This is a genomic window from Anaerococcoides asporogena (genome assembly GCF_029590275.1).
Lineage (GTDB): Bacteria > Bacillota > Clostridia > Clostridiales > Clostridiaceae > JG1575.
The window spans coordinates 3,552,903-3,574,317 of record NZ_CP120965.1; the positions used below are offsets into that span (position 1 = coordinate 3,552,903).

15 protein-coding genes and 1 other annotated feature are annotated in these 21,415 nt (G+C 59.1%); of the genes, 7 read left to right on the forward strand and 8 right to left on the reverse strand.

Annotated features, from left to right (window positions below; translation table 11 throughout):
• Window positions 1-120: 120 nt before the first annotated feature.
• The 5 genes from P6M73_RS16240 to P6M73_RS16260 all read right to left on the reverse strand — a co-directional run bounded on the left by P6M73_RS16240 (window position 121) and on the right by P6M73_RS16260 (window position 7,033).
• The gene (locus P6M73_RS16240) at window positions 121-1,512 is read right to left on the reverse strand and encodes an NCS2 family permease (RefSeq protein WP_277854056.1); all 1,392 of its coding nucleotides are present in this window, start codon (window positions 1,510-1,512) and stop codon (window positions 121-123) included.
• A 182-nt stretch (window positions 1,513-1,694) separates the two neighbouring features.
• Window positions 1,695-2,171: a xanthine dehydrogenase subunit XdhC gene (gene xdhC, locus P6M73_RS16245; protein WP_277854057.1), complete on the reverse strand. Its 477-nt coding sequence runs from the start codon at window positions 2,169-2,171 to the stop codon at window positions 1,695-1,697.
• A complete protein-coding gene (xdhB, locus tag P6M73_RS16250; RefSeq protein WP_277854058.1) occupies window positions 2,168-3,037 on the reverse strand; it encodes a xanthine dehydrogenase FAD-binding subunit XdhB in 870 nt (289 codons plus the stop codon). The genes xdhC and xdhB overlap by 4 nt, the downstream gene beginning before the upstream one ends.
• Window positions 3,030-5,345, reverse strand: a complete 2,316-nt coding sequence (gene xdhA, locus P6M73_RS16255) for a xanthine dehydrogenase subunit XdhA (RefSeq protein WP_277854059.1) — start codon at window positions 5,343-5,345, stop codon at window positions 3,030-3,032. Before xdhA ends, xdhB begins: the two co-directional genes overlap by 8 nt.
• Entirely contained in the window at window positions 5,342-7,033 is a 1,692-nt protein-coding gene (locus tag P6M73_RS16260; protein ID WP_277854060.1) for a PucR family transcriptional regulator, read from the reverse strand. Before P6M73_RS16260 ends, xdhA begins: the two co-directional genes overlap by 4 nt.
• A 447-nt stretch (window positions 7,034-7,480) precedes the next feature.
• On the opposite strand from P6M73_RS16260, the gene P6M73_RS16265 reads away from it, so the two are divergent.
• From P6M73_RS16265 to P6M73_RS16295, 7 genes are all read left to right on the forward strand, one after another.
• Window positions 7,481-8,344 (forward strand): FAD binding domain-containing protein, encoded by an 864-nt coding sequence (locus P6M73_RS16265; protein ID WP_277854061.1) that lies wholly within the window; start codon window positions 7,481-7,483, stop codon window positions 8,342-8,344.
• Window positions 8,341-8,814, forward strand: coding sequence for a (2Fe-2S)-binding protein (locus P6M73_RS16270; protein ID WP_277854062.1), 474 nt, complete (start codon window positions 8,341-8,343; stop codon window positions 8,812-8,814). Before P6M73_RS16265 ends, P6M73_RS16270 begins: the two co-directional genes overlap by 4 nt.
• Window positions 8,804-11,068, forward strand: coding sequence for a xanthine dehydrogenase family protein molybdopterin-binding subunit (locus P6M73_RS16275; RefSeq protein WP_277854063.1), 2,265 nt, complete (start codon window positions 8,804-8,806; stop codon window positions 11,066-11,068). Before P6M73_RS16270 ends, P6M73_RS16275 begins: the two co-directional genes overlap by 11 nt.
• Window positions 11,069-11,073: 5 nt before the next feature.
• On the forward strand, window positions 11,074-12,348 hold the full coding sequence (locus P6M73_RS16280; RefSeq protein ID WP_277854064.1) for an amidohydrolase family protein: 1,275 nt from the start codon (window positions 11,074-11,076) through the stop codon (window positions 12,346-12,348).
• Between the two features lie 128 nt (window positions 12,349-12,476).
• A complete protein-coding gene (ade, locus tag P6M73_RS16285; protein WP_277854065.1) occupies window positions 12,477-14,168 on the forward strand; it encodes an adenine deaminase in 1,692 nt (563 codons plus the stop codon).
• Window positions 14,169-14,501: 333 nt separating this feature from the next.
• Entirely contained in the window at window positions 14,502-16,634 is a 2,133-nt protein-coding gene (locus tag P6M73_RS16290) for a catalase (protein WP_347276302.1), read from the forward strand.
• Window positions 16,635-17,015: 381 nt separating this feature from the next.
• Window positions 17,016-17,648, forward strand: a complete 633-nt coding sequence (locus P6M73_RS16295) for a superoxide dismutase (protein WP_277854066.1) — start codon at window positions 17,016-17,018, stop codon at window positions 17,646-17,648.
• A 479-nt stretch (window positions 17,649-18,127) separates the two neighbouring features.
• Here the strand turns inward: P6M73_RS16295 and P6M73_RS16300 are convergent, their stop codons facing one another.
• From P6M73_RS16300 to P6M73_RS16310, 3 genes are all read right to left on the reverse strand, one after another.
• On the reverse strand, window positions 18,128-19,579 hold the full coding sequence (locus P6M73_RS16300) for a sodium:solute symporter family protein (RefSeq protein WP_277854067.1): 1,452 nt from the start codon (window positions 19,577-19,579) through the stop codon (window positions 18,128-18,130).
• On the reverse strand, window positions 19,569-19,691 hold the full coding sequence (locus tag P6M73_RS16305; RefSeq protein WP_277854068.1) for a hypothetical protein: 123 nt from the start codon (window positions 19,689-19,691) through the stop codon (window positions 19,569-19,571). The genes P6M73_RS16300 and P6M73_RS16305 overlap by 11 nt, the downstream gene beginning before the upstream one ends.
• A 79-nt stretch (window positions 19,692-19,770) precedes the next feature.
• The gene (locus P6M73_RS16310) at window positions 19,771-20,910 is read right to left on the reverse strand and encodes a serine/threonine protein kinase (RefSeq protein WP_277854069.1); all 1,140 of its coding nucleotides are present in this window, start codon (window positions 20,908-20,910) and stop codon (window positions 19,771-19,773) included.
• A gap of 54 nt (window positions 20,911-20,964) precedes the next feature.
• Window positions 20,965-21,209 (reverse strand) — a binding site (T-box leader).
• Between the last annotated feature and the right edge of the window lie 206 nt (window positions 21,210-21,415).

A 21,415-nucleotide genomic window follows, 5' to 3' on the forward strand; every position in this document is an offset into this window, starting at 1 on the left:
AGGCTGTCTGAAGGCAGCCTGCCGTTTTGGGGTTGTTATTATACTTTTCGTTGTTTTTATGTTGCGTTGTTTTTCATTAGGGGGTTGGTATTATGTTTCTTGGATCCTGAGTCCCCGCTTCTACTTGACGGTAGCAGTGAGAAGCATGGAGAGGATGAACAGGCCGGATACGATGTACATGATGGGATGAACTTCTCTGGCCTTGCCTTTGACGACCTTGGTGATCACATAGAAGATAAATCCCCAGGAAACGCCGGTGGTGATGGAATAGCCCAGGGGCATCATGGCCAGGGTAAAGAAGGCGGGAATGGCGACTTCCAGGTCTTCCCAGTCGATGTTCTTGATGCCTTCGGCCATCAGGATACCAACTACGATCAGGGCCGGTGAGGTGGCAACCGCCGGAACTACGCCGACCAGGGGAAGCAGGAGCAGGGATGCCAGGAACAGGACGGCGGTGGTGACGGAGGTCAGTCCGGTCTTTCCGCCGACGGAGATTCCGGCTGCGGATTCCACATAGGTCGTGGTGTTCGAGGTTCCCAGGATGGCGCCGATGGACGTGGCGGTGGCATCTGCAAACAGGGCTTTTTCCAGTTTGGAGTTGAAGCCGCCTTCGTTCTTCTCAAATTTTTCGCTGTCCTTGTCATCGAAGATGCCAGCCTTGCGGCCGGTTCCGAGGAAGGTTCCGATGGTGTCAAAGGTATCCGTCAGGGAGAAGGCGAAGATGGTGGAGAAGATGAGGAGGAATTTGCCCGGATCAGCAAACAGTCCGGCCAGATCCATTTTCATGAAGGTATTGCTCAGAGCGCCCAGATTGGCGTCCGAATTGATCACGCCGCCGGCCAGGGAGACATGGCCGGTGGCCAGGGAGGCAATGGTGGTGGCGATAATACCGATCAGGATAGCGCCCTTGACGTTGCGCAGCAGCAGAATGATGGTGACAATGAGGCCAAACAGCGCCAGCAGGGCACCCTTGTTGGCAAAATCGGTGACTGCCGGTACGGTGGCGTTGTAGAGACCGTCGGTGATCTTATGGGGCTCCTCGACCAGGAAAGTCAGGAAACCGGAGTTGATCAGTCCGATATAGGCAATGAAGAGACCGATGCCGCCGGAGATGGCATACTGCAGGGAAACCGGGATGGCATTGATGATGGCTTTGCGCAGCTTGGTCACGGTGATCAGAATGTTGATCAGACCGCAGATGAAGACCATGGCCAGCGCCTGCTGCCAGGTAAAGCCCATCCGGAAAACGATGGTAAAGGTAAAGAAGGCATTCAGTCCCATGCCCGGTGCCTGGGCAAAGGGAACGTTGGCCACCAGGCCCATAATCAGGGTGCCGATGACAGCCGCCAGAATCGTGGCGATGAACACCGCGTTTTTGTCCATTCCCGCCAGGGAAAGAATGCTGGGATTGACGAACATGATGTACGCCATGGTAAGAAAAGTAGTAAGTCCGGCGAACAATTCGGTTTTTACATCCGTATTGTTCTCACGCAGCTTGAAGAAATGTTCCATGAGTTCCTCCTGATTAAAAAATGTAATATAGGATGCGATCGTATTCTTTTATCTGCTGTTGTTAAGCCACTTCCCTGATGCGGTTCGTAGACAGGCGTCCGATCCCCTCCCCGACTATTCTACCTGAAAACCGGGGCAGGTTTCCAGTAGATCATCGAATCTTCCAATTAAATTTGACAAAATCATTCGGTTTTTGGTTCGCCCTGACAAACTTCCTCGATGGCGTCAATCACATGTTCATAGCCGGTGCAGCGGCAAAGATGCCCCGTAATTTCGCGCTTGATATCCTCCCGGCTGAGTTTTTTGCCGGATTCATGCAGCGTCGTGGCCGTCAGCACCAGCCCGCTGGTGCAGAAGCCGCACTGGACGGCGCCGTGCTCGACGAAGGACTGCTGAACCGGGTTGAGCTTGCCTTCCTGGGCCAGGCCTTCCACGGTTCGGATATCGGCGCCCTCCGCCAGAACGGCCAGATAGAGACAGGAATCGATGGTAATTCCGTTCAGAATCACGGTGCAGGCGCCGCATTCGCCGACGCCGCAGCCGATTTTCAGTCCGGTAAGATGGAGCCGGCCGCGCAGGACTTCCTGCAGCGTTTCCCGCTCGTCGATCTCAACCCGGGTGGGTTTCCCGTTCAGAGTAAATTCAATGGTTCGGTTCATGACTTTATTCCCTCCGTTTGAGCCAGGCAGTGCCTGAATGCGTCCCGAATCAGGACACGGACCAGATGTTCGCGATATTCTTTCGAGGCGCGCCAGGAATCCCGCAGCTGAATCGAGCGTTCGATTTCCGCCAGGATCTCCTCCACCAGCGCCTCATCCGGCTGGCGTCCGGCCCAGTCGACATCCCGTAGCAGCCGCAGCGGAACCGGAGCCGCCACGCCCAGGGCGCAGCGCAGCCGCTCAATGACTCCGTCCTTTACGGACAGGCCCACGGCGACGCCCAGCACCGCCAGGTCCATGGACTTGCGCACTGAGTACTTAATATAGTGGGCCTTGAGTCCGGCCAGTTCCTCCACCGGCAGAAGCAGTCCCGTCAATAGTTCATTCTGCTTCAGATTGGTCTTGCCCGGTCCGGTAAAGATGTCCTGCAGCGGGACTTCCCGCTTCCCCTCGACGCTTTGAATCCGGGCAACAGCATCATACACCAGCAGGGAGGGAATCGAGTCCGCCGATACGGCGCCGTTGGCGACATTGCCGCCGATGGTGGCCGCATTCCGGATCTGGGGTCCCGCGATGGTGCGGGCAGCTTCCGCCAGCACCGGCGCGTGGGATGCAATCAGCTCCGAATTGATAATCTCGGTGAAGGTGGTCAGCGCTCCGATGCAGAGGGAATCCCCTTCCCGGCGGATGCCGCGCAGCGCTTCGATCCGGCCCAGGGCGACGACGGAGGTATTGTCCAGCACCTTATTGCGCAGATCGACAACCAGATCCGTACCCCCGGCCAGCGGCCGGAGCTTCTGCTCCGCCATGAGCGCCAGTGCTTCCTCCAGGCTGGAGGGCGTATAGACATTTTTCAGATCAAGCATGGTCTTCCTCCTTTTCCATCAGCAGGCCGGCCGCCTTGATGGCTTCAAACACCCGCTGCTGAGACAGCGGCAGTGAGTTCATGGCAACGCCGGTGGCATGAAGCAGGGCATTGCGGATGGCCGGAGCCGGAGACAGCGTGGGCGGTTCGCCCAGGGATTTCTGGCCGTAGGGCGCGGTGGGATCATAGGAATCAACAAAGACGCAGTGCAGGCCGTTGTTGTCCATGGCCGTCCCGATTTTGTAGTCCAGCAGGTTGGGGTTCTGGCAGCGGCCGGTGGCCGGGTCAAACTTGAGATCCTCGGTCAGCGCCTGGCCGATGCCCATGTGCATGCCGCCCAGAACCTGGCCTTCGGCGGTTTTGGGGTTGATCACGGTGCCACAGTCGTGGAAGTTTGTGATATCGAGCACTTCGATCTTGCCGGTGCGCAGATCCACTTCGATCTCGCAGAAGGTCGCGCCGTAGGAGAAGGTATTGATCCGGGCATTGTTGGACACATCCGCCGTAATGGGCTCGGCGTGCATCAGATCGTAATAGGCGTTGAGCGAAACATCGGCGATGGAGATCACCGGTTCGCCGGTGCGGGCATCCACCACCTGGTCATTCTCGGTATCCAGGTTCTCGATGGAGCGCCCCGTCATGCGGGATGCCACCTTGAGAATCTTGTCCCGGACCTGAGTGGCGGCCTTATGGATCGCAAAGCCGACGATGTAGGTCTGGCGCGACGCATAGGCTCCGGTGTCAAAGGGGGCAAGGTCGGTGTCCTGGGTGGACCGGACGTGGACTTTGTCATAGGAAATGCCCATGGTCTCGGCGGCCATCTGGGCAAAAACAGTGTCAGCGCCCTGGCCGATCTCGGTGGCGCCCACCATCAGGGTGGCCGAACCGTCCTGGTTCAGGGAGATCCGGGCACCGGATATTTCCAGGCCGGCCGGGAAGGTGCCGGAACCGTAGCTGAACAGAGCCATGCCCAGGCCGCGGCGTCTGGAACCCGTCTGGTTCTCGAGCGCCCGCCGGCGATTGGTCCAGTCATAGCGCTCCATGCCCAGGCGGATGCATTCGGGGATGCCGAAGCTGGCAACCCGGTTATGCGTTACCGGATCTTCATAGCCGACCCGGACCAGGTTGTGCCGGCGGAAGTCAATGGGATCCAGACCGAACTGACGGGCCAGATCATCCATGTGGCATTCCAGGGCAAAGGTCATCTGGGGCGCGCCGTAGCCGCGCATGGCACCGGCCGTGGGCAGATTTGTGTACACGGTCTTGGGCTCGATGCGGAAGGCCTGCCAGTGATAGAGCGGCCGGAACTTGCTGGTGGCGGCCATGATGATGGAATGGCCGTGGGAGGCATAGGAGCCGTTGTTGCTGATGCCCTCGACATGGGTCGCCAGCAGCTTGTGACTGGCATCCAGGCAGCTGTGGAAGGTAATCTCCACGGCATGGCGGGTGCGGGTGTCGGTGAATACTTCCTCCCGGTCATAGGTCAGACGGACCGGCCGACCGCCGCATTTCAGGGTCATGGCGGCCACAATCGGCTCGGCAATGACATCCTGCTTGTTGCCGAAACCGCCGCCGATGTAGGGCTTGATCACCTGAACCTGACCCCACGGGAGATCCAGGGCCTGTCCGACGATGCGCCGGGCAATGTGGGGGATCTGGGTGGAACTGGTGATGACAATGCGGCCGTGGCTGTCGACGTGGGCCGTGGCTGTCTGGTTTTCCATCTGGGCGTGCTGCACGATGTTGGTGGAATAGGTGGCGTCCACACAATGGGCCGCTTCTTTCATGAACGCCGCAGTATCGCCGTAGGTATTGCCGAAGGAAGCCAGCACATTACGAGGGAATCCCTCATGGAGCTGCGGAGCGCCATCCGCCATGGCCTGCCTGGGATCCAGGACGAAGGGCAGCACTTCGTACTCCACTTCGACCAGCTGGGCGGCCCGGCGGGCGGTGAGTTCATCCTCCGCCACGACGCCGGCGACAATATCGCCGACATAGCGGGCTACATCGGCAAAGATTTTACGATCCGCCACATCGCGGTGGGAGGGATCCAGTGAATAGGGATGGCCTGCCGTCGGATACTTAACATCCGGCAGGTCGGTGTGGCAGATGACCGCCACGACGCCCGGCAGCGCCAGGGCTTTTTCCTTGTTGACCCGCACGACCCTGGCATGGGCGTGGGGTGAGTGGACGAGCCGGCCCGTCAGCAGGCCCGGGATGAAGAAATCATCCGTATACTGCCCGGCTCCGGTTACCTTGTCCACCGCGTCTTTTCGGACCTGACTGGTCCCAACGACCTTTGATGTCATTCCTGTCCCTCCTTGATTTGTTCCAATGGGAGCAATTTTCTGATTTTCAGCGCAACGGCCAGATTGAGTTTCTGGTCTTCCTCTTCCAGATTCAGGCCGGTAATCTCCTGGATCCGGTTTAACCGGTATAAAACCGAATTGTAGTGCAGATAGAGTTCCCGGGACATCTCCATGAGATTGCCTCCGGTCTTGAAATAGGCTTCCAGAGTGTCGAAGAGCTGGCCCTTCATCCGGTCGTCGTAGGCCTCGAGCGGACCGAGGTAACGCCGGGCAAAATCCCGGATCTCCTCTTCCTGTCCTGGACCGAGCAGCAGGCTGTAGATGCCGAGATCCTCGTAGAATCTCATCCCCGAATCACCGGAGCGGGCACTGACCGCCAGGCTGCGCCGGGCTTCCTCGTGGCTGTCCCGGATGTTCTCGTAGGATTCCTTGAGCCGGCCGATGCCGATGCTGACCCCGAACCCGGGGAAATGACGGAGCATGATGTCGTTCACCGCCGTTGCCAGCCGGGTCATCACCGGCCGGTAGGCGTTTCTCTGGCCAAAGGCCAGCAGCAGGCTGACAGCATTGGCCCGGGTCGCGATGAGTCCGTCCAGTTCAAAGGCGTAGCGCAGCCCTTCCAGTTCCGGGGTCAGGTAATGGATCAGTCGGCGCACCGCCAGATTGAGATGCTCCTCCACTTCCTCTCCGCCCAGAGGAATCAGTTCCGCCCGCAGCACGGCATAGTGCAGCGGCGCGGCCGGATCGAAATAGGAGTGGGACTCCATGGCCCGGCGCACCCGCTGGGGATCCTGCGCCACCAGGTCCTCATAGAATTCCGAAGCGTATTTGACCTCGACCTCCCGAACCGACAGCGACTGCATGATCAGAAGACTAAGCACGGTGGCTGCCACTTCCATGACGGACAGGTCCGACCCCGTCAGGTCCGAGTCATAGGACCAGCTGGTCAGATACCCGTAGATGTTGTCCCGCAGAACGATGGGAATGCTCTTGCGCCGGATGCGGCGCCCGTCCCGGGCGAATTCCTGTTCCGTGATCCGGCGTTCGCTGCGCCGGATGCGGTCGCTGCGAAAGCGTTCGTAGTCCTTGCGGATCAGTTCCTGTTCCTCGTCCCGCAGGGAGCGCCAGCTGGTGATCAGTTCCCTGGAATAGCTCACCTCAAAAAACACCGGGTTATTAATGTAGTCCGACAGAATCGATACGATCTCTGGCGGGCCGCCCCCGGACAGGATGATATCCATGAACCGCTGGTGGATGTTTTCAAAGCGTTCGATGATGTTGGCCTGGCGGCTGAACAGAGCACCGGCCACCTCCGCGTTGACCTGGGCCAGCGGCACATCCTGCGGCACTTCGATGACGGGGAAGCCCGTTTCTTCCAGGAACGTCAGAATGGCCCCATCCAGCTGCTCCAGATAAGGCTTGATTTTGATGGCGACGGCGACCACGCCCTTGTCCCGGCAGGTCCGGAAAAAGTGAAGGCGTTCCTCGCCGGACATGCCCGGCAGGATGTAGGCCGTCATGGCCAGCATCTGGCCCCGGTCGATCCAGTCCAGGATCTCCGGGTCCGCCATGATATTGATCAGCTGGATCCGATCCCCGCCCGACGGATCGCCGGCCAGCAGCCGGGCATCCTTCATCGCGGGCAGACCCAGGATGTCCTTGATGGTCAGTCCCACATATTTACTCATAATCAACTCTCCGTTCCCTTACATTTTACATCAGTTGTAACCGTTTGTATTTATAGAATTCTTACAAACAACTTCCAATCACTGAAAAAACAGCCATTTATCCCGAAGGTCCTTACTGCCGGCCGAATGGACCGGATCCGCTCCCATTCCTTCCCCCGGAGCCCCGCCATCCCGGACCGGCCTCGCCGGACGCCCGCCGGTCGGCAGTCCCGGACCCGCCATTGGCTGCCCCAGACCGGCTAATGGCTTGCCTGCGGCTTTGCGGGGTCTTTGCCCGGCGCCAGAGGAACCGGTGCCGGCCGGGTCCGGTTTGCAAATAAACCGGGTCGGGGTGATTTGGTGATTTTCTCTAATGAATCTTTTCCGTTTTCATATTATTATAAAGTCGACGGAATCTTTTTAACAGAAAGCCATTTGAAACCGACACTCACTTATGGGGGTATTAATATGGATTTACTCAAAGCCGCTTCGGTGGAACAGGCCCTGGATTTTCTGGAAGCTCACCCCGGTGCCAGAATTCTGGCCGGCGGCACCGATCTGGTCATTGAACTGCGCAAAAAAAAGGCACACCCCGCGGCGCTGCTGGACATCTCTTCGGTAGAGGAACTGAAAACGGTGACCGAAGAGAACGGCCGCTGGCGTCTGGGCGCGGCCCTGACCTACGGCGAGCTGCTGGAAGCCGCGCTGCCCGAGGGGCTGTCCGGTCTGAAGCAGGCCGCCCGACAGGTGGGATCACCCCAGATCCGCAATACGGCCACCATCGGCGGCAATGTCTGCAACTCCTCGCCGGCGGCGGATATCGTACCGCCTTTCCTGGCCCTGGATGCCCGGCTGCGGCTGGCATCGCGCCAAAGCGGCCAGACCGTGGAACGGGTGGTTCCGCTGTCCGGGTTCTTTACCGGCAAAGGGCACAACTGCCTGCTTCCCGGGGAACTGCTGCGGGAAATTGAATTCGGACCGGTGGCGCCAGGCGCGGAGCTGGTCTTTGAAAAACTGGGCCTGCGCGAAGCGCTGGCCATTTCCCGGATCTGCCTGGCCGTTTACGCCGAGCCGGCTGGCGACGGTCTGGGCAAGGTCCGGATCGCTTCGGGCTCACTGGGCGAAACCGGCCAGCGCGAGCCGGAAACCGAGGATGTTCTGACGAACCAGCTCCTGGACGACGAACACATCGCGCGGGCTCAGACCGCTCTGAGCGAAGCCTGCGCCCGCCGGCTGGCGGGACGCTCGACCCTGCCGTTCAAGCGGGAAGCAGTCATGGGCCTGCTGGGCCACGCGCTGCGCACACTCAACTCGAGGAGGGACAACCAATGAATCTGACTGTCAATGGCAAACCGGTGACCACGGATGGACCGGGAGAAATGCGCCTGCTGGATTTTATCCGGGAGGAACTGCACCTGACCGGAACCAAGGAAGGCTGCGGCGAAGGGGAATGCGGCGCCTGCACCGTCCTTCTGGACGGTAAGCCGGTGGATTCGTGTCTGGTTCTGCTCTTCCAGTGTGAAAACCGGGAGATCCTGACCATTGAAGGCCTGTCGGACGGAGATACGCTCCATCCGGTGCAGCAGGCCTTCATCGAGGTCGGCGCCGTCCAGTGCGGCTACTGCATCCCGGGCATGGTGCTCTCATCCAAAGCCATCCTGGATCGGAATCCCGACCCGGATGCCGCTGCCATCAAAGAAGGGCTCTCCGGCAACTTGTGCCGCTGCACCGGCTACCTGAAGATGGAACAGGCCGTCCGGCTGGCTGCCCGCCGTCTGCGAGGTGACGAAGATGAAGCATAACAGCGTCGGTGCTTCGGTTTTCCGGGTGGATGCCCCGGGCAAAGTCACCGGAAAGACCTTATACCCCCAGGATCTGTACCGCGACGGCATGCTCTGGGGCGTCACCCTGCGCTCGCGCGAAGCCCATGCCCGCGTCCGGCTGGATCTGGCGGAAGCCTCCGCCATGCCCGGCGTCCGCCTGATTCTGACTTGGAAGGATGTGCCGGGTCTGAACAAACACGGCGTGATGTTCAAAGACCACGATGTCTTCGCCAGGGATAAAGTGCGCCGGATTGGCGATCCCCTGGCCTTCCTCGTGGCGGATACCAGGGAACAGGCCGAAGCGGCCCGGGACCGCATCCGGGTGGACTACGACATCCTGCCCGGACTGTTTGACGCCCGCGCAGCCATGGCCGACACCGAGAATCTGGTCCATGAGGGTCAGCCCAATCTCCTGTATCAGTACAATCTGAAAAAGGGCGATGCCGACGCGGCCATTGCCGCCTCCGCCCACGTGGCGCGCAACACCTATCATCTGAACTCGGTCGAGCACATGTTTCTTCAGCCGGAAGCCGGACTGGCCTGGATGGAGGACGGGATCCTGCATATCTCAGTATCGACCCAGTACCCCCATTTTGACGTGACGGAAATCGCCGAAGCCCTGGATCTGCCCCAGGATCGGATCCGCTATCTCAATCCCGCCATCGGCGGGGCCTTTGGCGGCCGGGAAGACATTTCCCTGCAGATCCACCTGACATTGGCCTCGTACCGGCTGAACGCGCCGGTCAAGTGTGTCCTGGAACGGGATGAATCCTTCTATGCCCACTCCAAGCGCCATGCCGTGAGCATGGACTGCGAAACGGCCTGTGACGAGTCGGGCCGGCTGACGGCGGTAAAGGCCCGGTTCTACGGCGATACCGGTGCCTATGCGTCCTGGGCGGTGAATGTCATGCGCAAGTGCGGCGTTCACGGCACCGGTCCTTACCACGTCCCCAATGTGGACATCGAGTCCTACGCCATCTATACCAACAATCCTTATGCCGGTGCCATGCGCGGCTTCGGAGCGACTCAGTCGCCCCTGGCCTATGAGCCGCAGATGGACGATCTGGCCCGGCAGGCTGGCATCTCCCCCGCCGAGATCCGGCGAATCAACATGTACCGCAAGGATTCCGTCACAGCCACGGGCCAGAACCTGCTGGACACCGTTCCGCTGGACCGCTGCCTGGACGCGGTGGAGGACTATTTCCGCGGCCGGCCGATGACGTTGCCTTCGGATCCGGCCCTGCGCAAAGGCCGGGGCATCGCCCTGGCGTTCTATGGTACGGGCTACGGCAACGGCTTCCCTGATGTTTCCACGGCTCAGATCGAATTCAAGGCCGACGGCCGGTTCAACCTCTTCGTCTCTGCCGCCGAATGCGGTCAGGGTTCGGATACGGCCATGCGTCAGATCGCGGCCGAAGCGCTGGGCTGCTCCGTGGACCGGATTGATGCCTATACCTGCGATACCAGGGTGACTACGGATGCCGGCACCGCCGCCGCCTCCCGCCAGACCTACAATACCGGCAACGCCATCCGCCTGGCGGCTCAGAAAATGGAAGCCCAGCTGGCCGAAGCCGCCCGGATCTGCCTGAAGCTGAACACACCGGTGGGGCTGGACATGACGGCGGACGGGGTGCAGCTGTGCTTTGACACGACCCGGCACTGCAGCTGGGAAGAGCTGGCGAAGAATACTCCGGAGCTTCCGCTGCGCGCGGAAGCCGTCTTCACGGCCCAGACCACGAAGATGGATCCGGCCACGGGCCAGGGCAATCCTTACTGGCCTTACACCTTCGGCGCCTGCGGTGTGGAAGTGGAGGTCGACATCACCACGGGCAAGGTCCGGGTGACAGACGCCATCTCCGCCCAGGATGTCGGCCGGGCCATCAATCCGGTTATGGTCGAGGGCCAGATGGACGGGGGCTTCGCCATGGGACTGGGCTATGCCCTGATGGAAGATCTGGGCCTGAACCAGGGCCGGATCAAGAACAACAGTTTTACCGGCTACATCATTCCCACTTCCATGGATATGCCGGATCTGAAGAAGGTCATCATAGAGCAGCCGGAAGCCACCGGGCCTTATGGCGCCAAGGGAATCGGCGAACCGGTCATGACTTATGTGGCCCCGGCCATCCTGAACGCCATTTATGACGCCACGGGAGTCCGGATCCGGGAAATCCCGGCGACGCCCGACCGGGTGCTGAAAGCGCTGGCGCTCTCTCCCACCGAAGCGAGGTAACTGACATGAAGACATTCTATATCAAAGGGGATTTCATCCATGCCGACCGGCCCGATCACCTGTCGGAACAGCCGGACTGCTGTCTGCTGGTTCGGGAGGGCCGCTGCGCCGGCTTCTTTGCGCAGTCCGAGGCTGGAATTCCGGTCCGGGATTACAGCGGATCGCTCATCATTCCCGCCTTCACCGATCTCCATGTCCATGCCGCCCAGTTCCCCAACATGGGGCTGGGCATGGATATGCCGCTTCTGCCCTGGCTCGAGCGCTACACCTTCCCGCTGGAGGCGGCCTACCAGGATCCGGAGTACGCCAATCTGGTCTATTCGCGCTTTGTCCGGGAGCTGTGGCGCAACGGCAGTCTGCGTTCCTGTGTTTACTCCACGGTGCACCAGGAGGCCACAGCCATTCTGATGGATCTCTTCCTCGAGTCCGGTCTGGCCGCCTTCGTCGGCAAGATCAACATGGACCGCAACGCGCCCGAGGCACTGACTGAAACCACGGAAGAGTCGCTGGCCGAAACCCGGCGCTGGCTGGAGCAGTACGCCGGGGTTTCGCCGAAGGTGAAGCCCATCATTACGCCCCGCTTTGTCCCTTCGGTGACGGAGGCGCTGATGGACGGACTGGGGGAACTGGCCCGGGAATTCAACGTGCCGGTCCAGTCCCATCTCAACGAGAACCGGGATGAAGTGGAATGGGTGAAGCAGCTGCATCCCGAATCGGACAACTACCTGGACGTCTACGGTGATCACGGTCTGATCCGGGATCAGGCGACCATCATGGCACACTGCATCCATAATGTACCGGAGGAAGTGGCGCGGTTTGCCCGGGACGAGGTCTTTGTGGCCCATTGCCCCACCGCCAATCTGAACATGTCCTCCGGCATCATGCCGGCGGCCCGGCTGCTCCGGCAGGGCAATATCCATCTGGCGCTGGGCACGGACGTGGCCGGCGGCAATACCCTGTCCATCCCCCGGGTTATGGTGGCGGCCATGCAGTCATCCAATGTGCTGTTCAGTCAGGATCCGGCACAGACGCCGCTGAGTCTGGCGGAAGCCTTCTGGATGGGCACGCGGGGCGGCGGAAAATTCTTCGGCGACTGCGGCGATTTCAGGGAAGGCTCCTCGTGCGACCTTCTGGTCATCGACGATTCGGCGGCCTGCCGGATCAAGGCCATGAGTCTCACCGACCGGCTGTCGCGCTTTGTGTTCACGGGGGATCCCGCGGAAATCCGCTGGCGCATGCTGGAGGGGGAGATTCTGCCCGAACCCCGGCTGCGGGAGTAATGGCTGGCAGCCGCGTCAAAAGCGCGGCTGCCGGTTTTAGCTTTCCGGAAAAAATATCCGTCTGATTCAATGGAATCAGCTATAATAGTCATAAGAAAAATGAGAAATCGACCAACGGAGGATCTCCCATGGACTACAGAACACTGCTGGAGGCGTCAGCCGGGCGGGTCAGGGCTGACCTGGTCCTTAAGAACGCGTATTTGCTGGATGTATTCAATGCCCAGTTTTTTCAGGCCGACCTGGCGATTGCCCATGGGCGGATCGCCGGCATCGGTGACTACGAAGGCGTCACGGAGCTGGACTGCTCCGGCCGCTGGATTGTCCCGGCCTTTCTGGACGGCCATATGCACATCGAATCGGCCATGGTGACCCCGGGTCAGTATGCCCGGGGGGTGCTGCCCCACGGCGTCACCACGGTAATGGCGGATCCGCACGAAATTGCCAATGTCCTGGGGGAAGCCGGCGTGCGCTGGCTGATGGACGCCTCCCGGGGCCTGCCGCTGGATTTCCGGTTCATGATTCCGTCCTGCGTGCCGGCCGCGCCCATTGACCATGCCGGCAGCGAACTGACCGCGGAGCAGATGAGCCGCCTGAAAACCCATGAAGCGGCGCACGGTCTGGGGGAAATGATGGACTTTCCGGCGCTGCTCCAAGGATCCGAAGCCATCGCTCAGAAGCTGGCGGCCTTTTCCGACCGGCCCCGCGACGGCCACGCTCCGGGCATTACGGGGAAAGCCCTGAATGCCTATGTGGGCAGCGGCATCCAGACCGAGCATGAATGCTCCACCCGGGAGGAAATGGAAGAGCGGATCCGGCTGGGGATGTACATTCAGATCCGTGAAGGCACGGCCGCCAAGAACGCTCTGGCGCTGCTGCCGGCGGTCAATGACCATAACTGGCGCCGCTGCTTCTTCTGCACCGATGACATCGAACCCTTTGATATCCTGCGCGACGGCACCATCGACCACCTGATCCGACTGGCCACCCGCCACGGAATTGACCCGGCCCGGGCTTATGTCATGGCCAGCTTCAACTCAGCCCAGGCATACCGTCTGGAGGACCGCGGTGCGCTGGCGCCGGGCCGGCGGGCTGATTTCCTGATCCTCGATGATCTGGCCGATGTCTCCATCGAAGCGGTTTATGCCGGGGGCCGGCTGGTCTGCCGCAAGGGGCAGATTGTAGACTTTGCGCTTCCGCTGCTGGACCGGCCGAGCCCTTCCGTCCGGTTTCAGCCGTTGACGGAAGAGGCGCTGCGCCTGACCGGCACGACCTACCGCGCCCTGGTGATGTCGCCGGGCAGCCTGGTCACCGGGCTGAAACAGGGCCGGATCGAATCGGAGAACTTCCCCTACGGCCAGGCCATGGCCAAGCTGGTCAGTCTGGAACGCCACCGGGCATTGCCCCTGGCCGGGATCTGTGCCCTGGACGGTTTTGGCATTCAGAAAGGCGCCATCGCCTCCACCATTGCCCATGATGCCCATAATCTGATCTGCGCCGGAGCCAGCGATGCCGATATCCTCCGGGCCATCGAGCGGGTTGGGGAAATCGGCGGCGGCATCGTCCTGGTCGAAAACGGCCGGATACTGGCGGAACTGGAGCTGCCCATTGCGGGACTGCTCACGGAAGCCCCCATCGAGGAAGTAGCCGCCCGCCTGGAAGAGATGGACCGCATTGCCCATCAGGTCCTGGGCATTCCCGAACCGATGAACCCCTTCCTCTCCCTGGCCTTCATGGCCCTGCCCGTCATTCCCGAAGTCAAGCTCACAGTGGAAGGACTCTTCTCTGTCACAGAACAGCGCCTGCTGCCCGCTGTCGAATAGAATCACCGATTGCTTCCCCCTGAATCCCCTGCCGGCAGGGATTCAGGGGGTTCTTTGCGCACTTTTCTGCGAAGGATACCGTTCTTTCTCCGCCGGGTTTCACTTCAAGGCGGCCTGCCCCGACTCGGGATGGGGACCTCCCGATCCAATTTGCCTGGTCCCGGGATCGGATGCCGCCCGTTCGGAAATCCTTCCTTAACTTCTGTTACTTCCGATTCATAAATCGGGGATTCCTTGAAGGTTTCTCGAACGGCTTATGAACAATGCAAAAATAATCCATCCCACTGTTCGGAGTTTGTATGATGGAGATAACAACGTTTACGGAGGGAAAGTATGGCCAGAAAAGCAAGTTCAAAAAAAGCAGAGGCAAAGAGTTCAACACCAAAAAAGTCACCGGAAGCAAAGAAGCCGGATGCCCGGATGAATCCGACGAAAGCTGATTCCATGAGCAATGAGAAGCAGGCTCAGCTGGACCAGGTGAGAGTGGAATCGGAAGGCACCGAAATGACGACCAATCAGGGCTTGAAGGTCTCGGAGGATGAATTCTCCCTGACGGCCGGTGACCGGGGTCCGACCTTGATGGAGGACTTCCATTTCCGTGAGAAAATCACCCACTTTGACCATGAGCGGATTCCCGAACGGATCGTGCATGCCCGGGGCACCGGAGCTCATGGTGTCTTCACGGTCTATGAATCGATGAAGGAATTTACCCGGGCCAATTTCCTGTCGGAGGCCGGTCTGGAAACGCCGGTGTTTGCCCGGTTCTCCACGGTGGCAGGGTCCCGCGGCTCGGCAGACAATGTGCGGGATGTGCGCGGCTTTGCGGTGAAGTTCTATACTCAGGAAGGGAATTACGACCTGGTGGGCAACAATATGCCGGTCTTCTTTATTCAGGATGCGATCAAGTTCCCGGACCTGATTCACGCGGTCAAGCCGGAACCTCATCATGAGATGCCCCAGGCATCCTCGGCTCACGATACGTTCTGGGATTTCATCGCCAATAATCGGGAAAGCGCTCATCAGATGATGTGGTCCATGTCGGATCGGGCGATTCCGCGCTCCCTGCGAATGATGGAGGGCTTTGGCATCCATACCTTCCGCTGGATCAATGAGCGGGGAGAGGCGCATTTTGTCAAATACCACTGGAAACCGCTGCTGGGCGTCCATTCCAAGGTCTGGGACGAAGCCCAGAAAACCAACGGCAAGGATCCGGATTTCCACCGGCGCGACCTCACCGATGCCATCAACCAGGGCGCCTTCCCGGAATGGGAACTCGGGGTTCAGCTCCTGCCCGAACAGGACGAGTTATCCCTGGACTTCGACATTCTGGATCCGACCAAGCTGTGGCCGGAGGAGGACGTTCCGGTCCGGATCATCGGCCGGATGACCTTAAATCGGAATGTGGACAATTTCTTTGCCGAAACCGAGCAGTCCGCCTTCCACCCGGGACACCTGGTGCCAGGCATTGACTTTACCAACGACCCGCTGCTGCAAGGGCGGCTGTTCTCCTACACCGACACGCAGCTGATCCGGCTGGGCGGTCCGAATTTCCATCAGATTCCGATCAATCGTCCGGTTGTCCCCATTCGAAACAATCAGCGGGACGGCTACCACCAGATGGAGATCCATCGGGGTCAGACCAGCTATCACCGCAATTCGCTCAATGCCAATGCTCCTGTCCCGGTTCCCGGGGATCAGGGCGGATTTGTCCACTACCAGGAAAAGGTGGAGGGGCGCAAGGTGCGCAGCCGCAGCGAGAGCTTTAAGGATTTCTATTCCCAGGCCGTGATGTTCTATCGGTCCCTGTCAAAGGTGGAGCAGGAGCACCTGCGGGATGCCTTCATCTTTGAGCTTCAGATGGTGGAATCGCCGGATGTACGGCAGCAGATCACCGAAATGCTGTGTGAGATTGACCTCCCGCTGGCAAAAGCCGTGGCTGAAAAAATCGGAACTAAGACCGTGAAAACCAAGGGCACCTCCTACGAAAAAGTATCCCCGGCCCTCAGTCAGGAACATACCGTTAAAAAGACGGATACCCTGAAAGTTGCCGTCTGGATCACCGATGGCTTCGATTCGGCGCAGCTGAAGGACCTGGAAAGCACCCTGAAACAAGCCAAAGCGGTTCCGGAAATTGTCTCCGCCAGAATCGGCACCATCCAGGGAAGCGATGGGACCGCACAAGCGAAGAAAAGCCACCTGACCGCGGCAGCTGTCCTGTATGACGCCGGAATCTTCCTGGGCGGAAAACCCGTCAAGGATCCGAGCTTCCTCCCCCATTTCGAAGATTTCGTCAAGGATACCTTCCAGCACTTCAAGCCCCTTGCCGTCCACTCCGCCATCGCGGACTGGATTCCGCAGGAAGTCTCCCTGGAAGAACCCGGCGTTCTGACCGGCGACCCCCTCGACTCAGCCGCGTTCATCGAGCTGCTGGCAAATCACCGGTTCTGGGATCGCAAGGTTAAGTAACCTGATTTCACCTCAAAGAGAAACGATCACAGAATGACCGAATTACGGAATAGCACCGAATCCCCATGATACCCGAATCATGGGGATACCCGAATCATGGGGATTCCTGTTTCTAGGAAATACCCGATCCTGCTCGAACAGGCTGCCTCAGGCAGCCTGTTCTCTTTCCGATGGAGCAGTGCGGACAACTAGGGGTCGATGAATCGCAATCGGGCGTGCGGCCGGCCATCCGGAACCTTCACGGTTTATTCACAGGCAGTTAATTGATAATCCTTATCAGTTGTCTATAATGAAGCTAATGAATGAAACAGTCCATCGGACTTCGGGTCGTCGGATCCGGGGACTGGCGATGGATCAAACCACTAAAGGAGAGAATGACACATGATCAAATTACCTGAATTAGAATATGCTTATGACGCACTGGAACCCCACATTGACGCCAAAACTATGGAAATCCACCACACCAAGCACCATCAGGCTTACATCGATAAACTGGTGGCAGCACTGGACAAGTGGAACTCCGGCAAGGCCGCCGATGAATATGACGACGAAGCGGTGAAGGAACTGATCCGGAACCTGGATCAGCTGGATGCACCGGATGATATTAAGACTCAGATTCGCAACAACGGCGGCGGTCATGTCAACCACGCCTTCTTCTGGAAAGTGATCGGACCCAATCAGGGCGGTGAGCCGTCCGGCGATCTGGCCGAAGCCATCCGGCAGAAGTTTGGTTCCTTCGATTCCTTCAAGGAAGAGTTCGGCAATGCCGCGGCAGGCCGATTCGGTTCCGGCTGGGCCTGGCTGGTACGAAATGACGGCGGCGAGCTGGAGATCCTCTCCACCCCCAATCAGGACAGTCCCCTGTCGTTGGGCAAACACCCGCTGCTGGGCCTGGATGTCTGGGAACACGCTTACTACCTGAACTACCAGAACAGACGTCCGGACTACATCAAGGCCTTCTGGAACGTTGTGAACTGGAAGGAAGTCGAACGGCTCTACAGCGACAGGCAGTAACCGACGAATCGGCCCCGAGCCAGAGGGCAGCCGGACCGGTTACCAAATAGATCCAGTGGCGAACAGCCACAGATTTTTAGTACAATTGATAAAAATCAGGAAGTTTACGTCCTTCCGTAACTGCTCACTTCACCACACTCCTCCTCAACACTGCTTACACCCCCCATTTTCAGGATTCCGGCAGGGCAGACCCTGCAAGGGAACGCATGACCGCATGGTGCAGCTCATCAGGGAATGACAACATGGATTGGCCGCAGAGCCCGACAGCATGAAGAAACCGGTGGAGAGGCTGCTCGGATAAAAAACAGAAAGGCATCCGAAAGGATCCACTAATTCAACCTTTCCGTATCCCCTTCGAGTTCTCACCTCCTCTCCCCCATAAGAAAAGCACTGTTTCCGTCTTTGGACGGAAGCAGTGCTTTTTGTTGTGCTTCATTCGCTCTGGCTTTGCGGTCGAAGTGTCCGGTGGGGAATGAGCGCTAGTTCACCGGTGCGGGCTGAGGCTTGCGATGGCCGCCGTTGGCCGCCAGTGCCAGAACGATGTATACGGCGGATCCGGCCAGTCCGGCCAGGATCGGAGCTTCTACCCAGCCGACATTGAAGCGCAGGACCAGGAGGATCTGAGCCAGGAGTCCGGCACTCATGGAACCGAGACAGGCGCGCAGGTCGCCCTCGACAAGGCTGGACATGATGGTGGGTCCGACCAGCATAGCGATGAGGCCGCCGGTTCCGATGTAGGCGATCTGATTGAGCATGCCGGCGGGGGCAACAAAGGTCAGGAACAATCCCCAGGCGGTGGTCAGCCCGACCATAATCCGGTTCATCCGGAGCGACACGTTCTCCTGGCGATTCGTCAGGGAAACAGTCATATCATAGGACAGCGCCGAAGCCAGGGTCTGCAGCACCGAGCTGATGGTCGACAGCATGGCAAAGAGGATAAACAGCGTGATCACCCCGCCAATGGCTGGGGGCAGATAGGTATTGAGAAAAACCGGCATAGCGCTGTCGGGATCGGCCAGCACGTAGCCCTGCTGGCGCATGAACAGGCCGACCAGGGGGATCAGGCTGAGGATGACGCCCATGGGGGCCATGTACAGAGCCATCCGGTGAATCTTGATGTCTTCCTTCAGGGAGAGAAATCGCACCGACATGTAGGGAAGCGTTGTGGTGAAGAGCAGCGCGTAGATGAATACCAGAAATACGCTGAGCTGGCTTTTGCCATAGGGTACGGAAGTTGTGGGATTGACCAGCTCCGGATCGATCCGGCTCAGGCCGGCCAGGAGATCCGTCGGACTGACATGGCTGAGCATGACGGCAGCGACAATGACTGTGGCAATGAGCATGCCGATGCACATCAGGGTGTCCGTCAGGGCGACGGCCAGCAGGCCTCCCTGGATCGTGAACACGGTGATCAGGAGCATCAGGAGCATGGAGGCGGCTACTTCGGGGATTCCGAGCCATTGCGACGCCACCAGGCCGATGGCCCGGATCTGACCGATGAGATAGACCGAGAGGAACAGAAAGGTGGCAAAGCCGGCAATGAAATGGACCAGGCGCCGCTGACCGGGGGTCCCGCGATGGCTGTTGGCCAGGTACTCCGGGATCGTCAGACCGCCGCTGCGCTCGGCCCGCCGGCGCATGAATCCGGCAAACAGCATGGTGCCGAAGACAATGGCTGGGGCGAAGAGGAAATTAGCCAGAATCTCGACAGTACCATAGCGGTAGGCCGTGCCGGGGGAGCCGATGAAGCCCCAGCCGCTGTAGCCCGTGGCAATGAGGGTGCCGGCGCCGATGAAGGGGCCGATCTGGCGGCCGCCCAGAAGGAAGCCGGCGCCTTCGGCAGCCGCTCCCTTAATCTGGCGGCCGGACCAGGCACCCACTCCGATCAGAACGATGGCCGTGACCACCAAAACGGTCCAGTTAAACCACATGGGTTCCTCCGTGGTGTGCCATCCACTCACTGTAGATCGTGACCAGGGTCGGAATGACCAGAAGCAGTCCGCAGCCAATCAAAAATGAAATCATAGTCCATGAACCTGACATAATAAGAATCTCCTTTCTCCGTTGAGCTTTTCTTTTGTTCACATGATTCCGGCGCGGTCCGTTTGTCATCCGGCCGGGTTTATTTTTCCTGGAACGATACCAGGGTGGGATCCTCCACCTGATGGGGGAAGTAATCCTGACAGACGCCTTCGCGGTATACATCCGCCGTGGCGCAGTGCAATCCGCCGCCAAAGGCATAGGCATCGCGGAAGGGCAGTGGGATCACGTTCATGCCGAGCTTGTCCATCTGCTCCTGCTGAGCGGTTTCACTGGCTTCGACGATGACGGTCTTGTGATCCAGAACCAGGCAGTTCATTGACAGCCAGACGCTGGAGTAGCACAGTTCAGGTGGCTGGCTGTGGGCCGGCTGAGCAGCGTCCACAATCTCCCAGCCGTTGGCTTCGAAGATCTTCCGCTGTTCCTTGGGCAGTTTCCGAACGGGATTGTTCAGGATCAGACCCGGACGAAGCGGTACGAACGTGGCATCAATATGGATCGGGTACGGATCGCCGGGGAAGTTCACCGCATGAACTCTCATGTCCGGGTACATCCGGCGCAGCCACTCCATGCCCTTGCGGTTGGTGGTCAGGCCATGCTGGACAAACAGGTCCTTGCCCAGGCGGAGCACGTCGGCGGCGTCAAACAGGATCTCATGCTCCTTGGTGACCATATGGAGCTTTGCGGTCCGCTCCAGCAGAATTTCCTCGGTGACTTCATCATCGAAGTAATGCATGTCGTAGGAAGCGTCCGACAGTTCCGGGCGGGGAGCGGCGATCCAGCGGAAGTTCGGATCCTTGTCGAAGTACTCTCTCTGAATCCGGGAATAGGCATAGAATTCAAAATACCGGGAACGGAAGGACATCGGGGCTGAGATGATGTCGCTGCCAATGGTCAGGAGCACATCCCGCGGGGGCATGCAGCCGAACATGCTGCCGATCATGAAATGCGGCGTCACCACCGCCTGATTCCACTGCAGGGCATCGGGCCGGTCCACTTTGACGCCGCGGCTCTCCAGCAGCTTGACCAGGCCTTCCAGCTGTTCGTTGGCTTTTTCCACGGTGGCCAGCGGTCTGGGTCCGGTCATGCCGCGCATCGGGCTGTCCAGCGGCACTTTGGCTTTGGAAGCGGGTTCCGACGGGGAAATGCAGCAGTTGTCCGCCCGCCCCACAATCACATGCTTCAAGGGATCAAAATCATTCCAGGAATTCACAATCTTCATTTTCATTCTCCTCTTTTGTTTGCTTCAATTAAAAAAGCCGTTCCGAATCATCGATTCAGGAACGAGCAGCTCTCTCGTGGTACCATCCTAATTCACCGGATTCCAGAGGATTCCGGCCTCACTTATAATTACATATTTATGCAATTATTCAATCGGTAACGGGACATCCCGTCGCCGCCTCATCAATTTCAGCGGCACGACTCGGAGGCTCTGTTCGCCAGGAAATTCCATATCCCCTTCCACCCACGGGACTCGCTGTCTGAATCACCCCTGGCTACTCTTCTCGTCTTAGTCTGTATATTTATTCATTTATTGTTAATAATATACCCTATCGCTTTTTCTTCTGTCAACCCTCTTATCGCCGAATTATCAAAAATATCCTTGCAGATCAAGGGAAAACGACTTCACACCCCTTCTCCGATTCCCCGGATTGCCACTTATGCAATATAACACCAGGTCATAACGAAATTTCGCTCATTTCCGGCAGTTTCCTCCACTGCTCCCG

Excerpts from the sequence above, each read along its gene's own strand:
- P6M73_RS16240 (WP_277854056.1), bottom strand. The coding sequence starts at position 1,512 with ATGGAACATTTCTTCAAGCTGCGTGAGAACAATACGGATGTAAAAACC.
- xdhC (WP_277854057.1), bottom strand. The coding sequence starts at position 2,171 with ATGAACCGAACCATTGAATTTACTCTGAACGGGAAACCCACCCGGGTT.
- xdhB (WP_277854058.1), bottom strand. The coding sequence starts at position 3,037 with ATGCTTGATCTGAAAAATGTCTATACGCCCTCCAGCCTGGAGGAAGCA.
- xdhA (WP_277854059.1), bottom strand. The coding sequence starts at position 5,345 with ATGACATCAAAGGTCGTTGGGACCAGTCAGGTCCGAAAAGACGCGGTG.
- P6M73_RS16260 (WP_277854060.1), bottom strand. The coding sequence starts at position 7,033 with ATGAGTAAATATGTGGGACTGACCATCAAGGACATCCTGGGTCTGCCC.
- P6M73_RS16265 (WP_277854061.1), top strand. The coding sequence starts at position 7,481 with ATGGATTTACTCAAAGCCGCTTCGGTGGAACAGGCCCTGGATTTTCTG.
- P6M73_RS16270 (WP_277854062.1), top strand. The coding sequence starts at position 8,341 with ATGAATCTGACTGTCAATGGCAAACCGGTGACCACGGATGGACCGGGA.
- P6M73_RS16275 (WP_277854063.1), top strand. The coding sequence starts at position 8,804 with ATGAAGCATAACAGCGTCGGTGCTTCGGTTTTCCGGGTGGATGCCCCG.
- P6M73_RS16280 (WP_277854064.1), top strand. The coding sequence starts at position 11,074 with ATGAAGACATTCTATATCAAAGGGGATTTCATCCATGCCGACCGGCCC.
- ade (WP_277854065.1), top strand. The coding sequence starts at position 12,477 with ATGGACTACAGAACACTGCTGGAGGCGTCAGCCGGGCGGGTCAGGGCT.
- P6M73_RS16290 (WP_347276302.1), top strand. The coding sequence starts at position 14,502 with ATGGCCAGAAAAGCAAGTTCAAAAAAAGCAGAGGCAAAGAGTTCAACA.
- P6M73_RS16295 (WP_277854066.1), top strand. The coding sequence starts at position 17,016 with ATGATCAAATTACCTGAATTAGAATATGCTTATGACGCACTGGAACCC.
- P6M73_RS16300 (WP_277854067.1), bottom strand. The coding sequence starts at position 19,579 with ATGTGGTTTAACTGGACCGTTTTGGTGGTCACGGCCATCGTTCTGATC.
- P6M73_RS16305 (WP_277854068.1), bottom strand. The coding sequence starts at position 19,691 with ATGTCAGGTTCATGGACTATGATTTCATTTTTGATTGGCTGCGGACTG.
- P6M73_RS16310 (WP_277854069.1), bottom strand. The coding sequence starts at position 20,910 with ATGAAGATTGTGAATTCCTGGAATGATTTTGATCCCTTGAAGCATGTG.